Annotated in this window: 5 protein-coding genes and 1 pseudogene; all 6 read right to left on the reverse strand. The window is 67.4% G+C overall.

The window, feature by feature from the left end:
* Positions 1–1,981: type VI secretion system baseplate subunit TssF (gene tssF, locus G3N61_RS37670; RefSeq protein WP_241018101.1), on the reverse strand; the 1,981-nt coding region annotated here is incomplete at its 3' end.
* 4 nt (positions 1,982–1,985) lie between these two features.
* Positions 1,986–2,534, reverse strand: coding sequence for a type VI secretion system baseplate subunit TssE (gene tssE / locus G3N61_RS37675; protein WP_043183760.1), 549 nt, complete (start codon positions 2,532–2,534; stop codon positions 1,986–1,988).
* Between the two features lie 16 nt (positions 2,535–2,550).
* Complete coding sequence (locus tag G3N61_RS37680; protein ID WP_027791618.1) at positions 2,551–3,042, reverse strand: type VI secretion system tube protein Hcp; 492 nt, start codon at positions 3,040–3,042, stop codon at positions 2,551–2,553.
* A gap of 59 nt (positions 3,043–3,101) precedes the next feature.
* Positions 3,102–4,610 carry a type VI secretion system contractile sheath large subunit gene (gene tssC, locus G3N61_RS37685; protein WP_089452965.1) on the reverse strand — a complete coding sequence of 503 codons (1,509 nt, stop codon included), beginning with the start codon at positions 4,608–4,610 and terminating at the stop codon, positions 3,102–3,104.
* The gene (gene tssB / locus G3N61_RS37690) at positions 4,603–5,157 is read right to left on the reverse strand and encodes a type VI secretion system contractile sheath small subunit (RefSeq protein ID WP_011355191.1); all 555 of its coding nucleotides are present in this window, start codon (positions 5,155–5,157) and stop codon (positions 4,603–4,605) included. The genes tssC and tssB overlap by 8 nt, the downstream gene beginning before the upstream one ends.
* A gap of 73 nt (positions 5,158–5,230) precedes the next feature.
* A pseudogene (locus G3N61_RS37695) lies at positions 5,231–5,773 on the reverse strand (hypothetical protein); the annotation flags it as partial.

Here is a 5,773-nt window from a genome sequence, read left to right on the forward strand (position 1 = left end):
AAAGAAGAAAGCAGGAAAAGAGGGGGGAGCGAAGGACAAGGGTGCACAACGCACCATTAGAGAAAAGGAGATATAGGGGGGGGAGGACGACAAGAAGCAAGATGAGCGGAACGACGAAGAAGGGGAGAAATGGACAGGACAGCCCATCGGTGAAACGAAAGAGGTGATTAACAACACGTTGAGAGAAGAGCGAGGAAACAGCACCCTGACTACGAGAGATGACAGTGGTCAGAGGCGCGCCGAGCAGGAACGGACTGTCGCCGGAAAACGCATGGTCGTCGACCGTCACGTCGACCTGCACGCCGCGCCCGAACATCAGCGGCCCGGCCGTCGGCAGCCGGCGGAACACCGGCGAGAACGCCACGCGCAGCACGCCGTCGATCTGCCGGCGCATCGCGGCATCGGCCGGGTCGGCATGCAGGCCGAGCAGTTCGCGCAGCGCATGCGCGCCCTCGTCGTCGTCGAGATCGGTCAGCGTGTGGCGGGCCAGCCCGAGATGGCGGATCAGCCGCCACGCGGTTTGCGCATCGGCGATCGGCGGGCGCGGCCGCGACGGGCCGCGGATCGCGACGATGCTTTCGACCGGGGCCGACACGCGCAGCGTGAACGTGTTCGCGTCGCCGGGCGGCTGCAGCAGCACGAGATCGCGGTTCGTGCACAGCGTGTCGGCCGCCAGGTAACGCATCGTCTCGTCGTACGGCGCGCACTGGCTGTCGACCAGCGACACGTAGGTCTCGCTGCCGACGTAGCCGGTGCGCGTGCCGCTCGCGCGTGCCTGCGTGGAGACCAGCCGCGGCTCGCGCCGCACCGTGTAGTACGCGCCGTGGTTGCCGTCATCACTGGCGATCGACGCGTGAAACGGCCGGAATTCGCGCGACTGGCCGTCGTCGCGCTGCTCGCTCGCGAGCCGCTGCACCGCATAGACCTCGTAGTCGAGCGGCCGGCTGCGATCGACGACGACATGGTGCTCGCGCGCGCCGGGCTGCAGCGGAATGCGATCGGCGCGGCGCGCGAACAGGTTCACGGCCGGCGTGCAGTTCAGCGCGAGGTGTTTCGCGCTGACGGCCGCTTCGAGCGCCGCGTCGTGGCGGTCGAACAGCACGGTCAGTTCGAACTCGTCGCCGGTCGCGCGCGCGAGCGCGGCACGCAGCCCGCCGATGCTGAAGAACAGGAAGCGCGCCGGAAACGCGAAATACTCGCGCAACAGCCGGTAGCCGTGGAAGCTGCGGCCGTCGTCGGGCAGGATCGCCTGCGCGGGATCGAAACCCTCGTGGACGATCGCGTCGGCGTCGAGAGTGTGCAGCCAGCGCGGTGGCTGCGCCGGATCGTGGCATACGACGCCAAGCGCATGCGCGGCGATCAGTTCGAGCAGGTGCAACGCGTCGCGCTCGGGGCCGGCGAGATGGAACGTCAGCCGGTCGAGCGGCAACTGGGAGAGCTTGGCGCCGCCACGCGCTTTCAGCCGGATGCGCAGCGCACCGCGCACGTCCTGCCGCGCGGCGAAGGCGCCACGCGGCAGCCACGACGGCGCGCCGGTGACGGTCGCATCGGTCAGTTCGAGCGGCCACAACGTCAGGTCGTGCGCGGTGCGGAATTCGCAGGCGGTCTGCTCGGACGCGGCCGGACGCGCGCGCAGCGCGGTGCCGGCGGGCAGCCGCCAGCCTTGCGCGAGGCTGCCTTCGTTCAGCATCGGCGCGAACCGCACGATCGCCATCGACGGCAGCGGCGCGATATAGCCCGGATACACGGCATCGAGCAGCGCCTGCGTGAAGCGCGGAAACTCGGCGTCCATCTTGAGCTGCACGCGCGCGGTGAGGAAGCTGAAGCCTTCGAGCAGCCGTTCGACGTACGGGTCGGGCGGCCCCGATTCATTGAGCCGCAGCCGCGCGGCCACTTTCGGGAACTGCTGCGCGAATTCGCCGCCGAGCTCGCGCAGGTACGCGAGTTCGCGGTTGTAGTAATCGAGCAGGCGCGTATCCATCGCGTCAGGCCCCCGTCACCGATTGCAGCGACATCGCGCCCGTCTCGAGATCGAGGTCGGAGCGCAGCACGAATTCGAGCGGATGCGGGATCGACCACAGCGTGCCGCGAATTTCGAACAGCAGCACGTTGTGGCGCCGTTCGCCGGCCCGCCCGCCGGCCGCGTCGATCACGCTGCGCACTTCGACGCTGTCGGGCGCGATGCGCGGCTCGAAACGGAGGATCGCGTCGCGGATCGACGCCTCGACCGACATGCGCTCGACGCCCGACATCGGCTTGCCGACGAGCGGCCGCATCCCGTAGTTGAGCACCGACGCCTGCGCATGCGCGAACGCCGACCAGTCGACGAAGCCGTCCTCGGCATTGCGCGTGTTGAGCAGCCACGCGAGATCGCGCAGCACGGCCGCGCGCAGGCGGTCGGTGCCGATCCACTGCGCGCCGGGTGCTTCGGTCTCGCGCTGCGGCGCATCGTCGGTGAGCCGGTCGAGCAACGCGGGCTGGAGCCGGTCGCGCAGGCTGCCCTCCCGGCCGTCGCGGGTTCGCGGGTCGTCCATCGTCATCTCCGCGCCGTCACATCTCGGTGTTTTCCTTGATGTTCCAGCCGACGGTCACCTCTGCGCCCTTGCCGCCGTTGTCGTTCTGCTGCCAGTACTGCTTCTTCACCTTCGCGGCCTGGAAACCGTAGTGCATCATCAGCCGGTCGGCGACGTCGCCCGGGTCGATGCCCGCGACCTGCGCGGACGTGACGAGCACCTCCTGCAGCGTCACACGCATGAACTCGACCTGCGTGCCGCCCGTCTTGCACGCGGAGATCTCGACCGACGACAGATGCTTGCCGTTCGCGCAGTTCTTGATGATCGCGGGCGCACCCTTGTCCATGTACGCGGCGACGACGAGATCGTTGAAGCTCGCCTTGCCCGCGTTGCCGCCGCTACCGCTCGCCATCGCGCCCGGCTGGCTCGCGCCCCACGTGAACGACTGGATGTCGGTCCAGCCCTTGTGCTGTGCGTCCGCCGATTCGCCGGTCACGCCGTCCACCTTCATAAACATTGCCACGCCCATTGCCGTCTCCGTTTCAGTGCGATGTCAGGATGAATGCCGATCGTTGCTTGCGCCGCCGCTCACTCGTTGGCCGCCTTCGCGGTCGGCAGCCGCGAGATGAGCCGCAGCGACACCGTGAGCCCTTCGAGCTGGTAGTGCGGCCGCAGGAAGAATTTCGACGTGTAGTAGCCGGGGTTGTCCTCGACCTCGTCGACCACCACCTGCGCGGCCGCGAGCGGCTTGCGCGCCTTGGTTTCCTGCGACGAGTTGATGGGGTCGCCGTCGACGTAGTTCATGATCCAGTCGTTCAGCCAGCGCTCCATGTCGTCGCGTTCGCGGAACGAGCCGATCTTGTCGCGCACGATGCACTTCAGGTAGTGCGCGAAGCGGCAGCACGCGAACAGGTACGGCAGGCGGCCGGACAGCCGCGCGTTCGCGGTCGCGTCGGGATCGTGGTATTCGGCCGGCTGGTACAACGACTGCGCGCCGATGAACGCCGCGAAATCCGAGTTCTTCCGGTGCACGAACGGCATGAAGCCGTTCTTCGCGAGCTCGGCTTCGCGGCGGTCGCTGATCGCGATTTCCGTCGGACATTTCTGGTCGACGCCGCCGTCGTCGGTCGGGAACGTGTGGCTCGGCAGCCCTTCGACCGCCCCGCCCGATTCGACGCCGCGGATCGACGAACACCAGCCGAACTGCTTGAACGAGCGGTTGATGTTCGCGGCCATTGCGTATGCCGAGTTCGCCCACGTGTAGCGGTCGTGGTTCGCGGCGTCGGTGTCTTCCTCGAAGTCGAATTCGTCGACCGGGTTGGTACGCGCGCCGTACGGCAGCCGCGCGAGAAAGCGCGGCATCGCGAGGCCGATGTAGCGCGAATCCTCCGATTGCCGCAGGCTGCGCCACGCCGCGTATTCGGTGTTCTGGAAGATCTTCGTCAGGTCGCGCGGGTTCGACAGCTCCTGCCACGAATCCATCTGCATCAGCTCCGGCGACGCGCCCGCGATGAACGGCGCGTGCGCGGCCGCCGCGATCTTCGACAACTCGCCGAGCATTTCGACGTCGGGCGGGCTGTGGTTGAAATGGAAGTCGCCGACCAGGCAGCCGAACGGCTCGCCGCCGAACTGCCCGTATTCCTCTTCGTAGATCTTGCGGAACAGCGGGCTCTGGTCCCACGCGACGCCCTTGTAGCGCTTCAGCATCCGCGCGACTTCGTTGCGCGACGCCGGCAACGCCTTGATCTTCAGCAGCTCGTCGGTCTCGGTGTGCGTGACGAGATAGTGCAGCCCGCGCCACGCGCCTTCGAGCGTCTGGAACTCGTTGTGATGCAGGATCTGGTTGATCTGCTCGGACAGCTTGCGGTCGATCTCCGCGATGATCTGCTTCACGCTGCCGTATGCATCGGTCGTCATGCCGACCGTATGTTCGAGCGCCTGCTGCGCGAGCGTGCGCACCGCGCGCTCGACCGACTCGCGCGCCTCGGCCGTCTTCGGCTTGAATTCCTTCTGCAGCAGCGCGGCGAATTCGTCGTGCGCGACCGCCGGTTGCGCGGTATCGCGTGTGTCCGCGCGGGATTGGACGGGATCATTCATCGCGGGCCTCCGGTTGGGTCGCATCGCCACCCTGTGCGGGCTCGTGCGGATTGCGCACGAGTGTCTTCAGCAGGTCGGGATCGTTGATCGCGCGCTCGATCAGCTGTTCGGCGCCGTGCTTGCCGTCCATGTACGACAGTAGGTTCGACAACTCGGTGCGCGCCTCCAGCAACCGGCGCAGCGCGTCGACGTTGCGTGCGATCGCGGCCGGCGAGAAATCGTCGATCTGCTCGAACGTCATGTCCACGTTGAGCATCCCTTCGCCCGTCAGCGTGTTTGGCACCTGGAACGCAACGCGCGGCGCGACCGACTTCATCCGCTCGTCGAAGTTGTCGACGTCGATCTCGAGGAACTTGCGCTCCGGCAAGTCCGGCAGCGGCTCGGCACGCTTGCCTGCCAGGTCCGAAATCACGCCCATCACGAACGGCAACTGCACCTTGCGTTCGGCGCCGTAGGTCTCGACGTCGTACTCGATCTGCACGCGCGGCGCCCGGTTGCGCGCAATGAACTTCTGTCCGCTGCCTGCCGCCTTGGTTCTGTCCGTCATCGTCCACTCCTTCACATCGATCAGGTTGCGCAGTCCGTCGGCGTCGCCCGCATGGCGGCGCCTTTCGTTCGTTTCATTCGCTCCGCTCGCCGCTCAGCAGATCCAGCTTCGGCAGGCTCTCCGGCGCGAGATCGCGGATGATTTCGTAGAAGTCGAGCGCGAGCAGCCGCTGCGCACGCCGCAGCAGCAACGGTGCCGGGTGGCTCGGCTCGTGTTGCTCGAAATAGCGGCACATCTTGTCGAGACCGATCCGCACGTCGTCGCGGCTCGTGACTTCGGCATCGCGCCACGCGTGGGCGTTCGGCATCGCCGCCGCTGCGGTTGCTGCGGGGCCGGCCGGTGAGGTGTCGCCGGGCGCGGCTTGCTGCATGTCGGGTGAGACCGGTTGCGGCTCGGGCAGCGGCACTTCGCGCACGATCCGCTGCAGCGCCTTCTCCGCATCGCCTTCGTCGGGCGCCCATTCGCGGCCCAGCCTGTCCGTCACGCCCACGCGCATCATCCCGCTGCGCGTTTCGAGCTGCTGCATCCCGAGCGCCACGAACCGGCGCTGCATCGTCGCATGGCCTGGCAGCACGCCCAGCATCGGCGTCGTCAAGCCGTCGGCGTCGGTCAGCGA

It is taken from the genome of Burkholderia sp. Ac-20349, from assembly GCF_017104865.1.
GTDB classification, from domain to species: Bacteria; Pseudomonadota; Gammaproteobacteria; order Burkholderiales; family Burkholderiaceae; genus Burkholderia; species Burkholderia aenigmatica.

Bases quoted from the DNA above. Each gene is read 5' to 3' on its own strand.
- tssE (WP_043183760.1), bottom strand. From the start codon at position 2,534: ATGGACGACCCGCGAACCCGCGACGGCCGGGAGGGCAGCCTGCGCGAC.
- tssB (WP_011355191.1), bottom strand. From the start codon at position 5,157: ATGACGGACAGAACCAAGGCGGCAGGCAGCGGACAGAAGTTCATTGCG.
- tssC (WP_089452965.1), bottom strand. From the start codon at position 4,610: ATGAATGATCCCGTCCAATCCCGCGCGGACACACGCGATACCGCGCAA.
- G3N61_RS37680 (WP_027791618.1), bottom strand. From the start codon at position 3,042: ATGGGCGTGGCAATGTTTATGAAGGTGGACGGCGTGACCGGCGAATCG.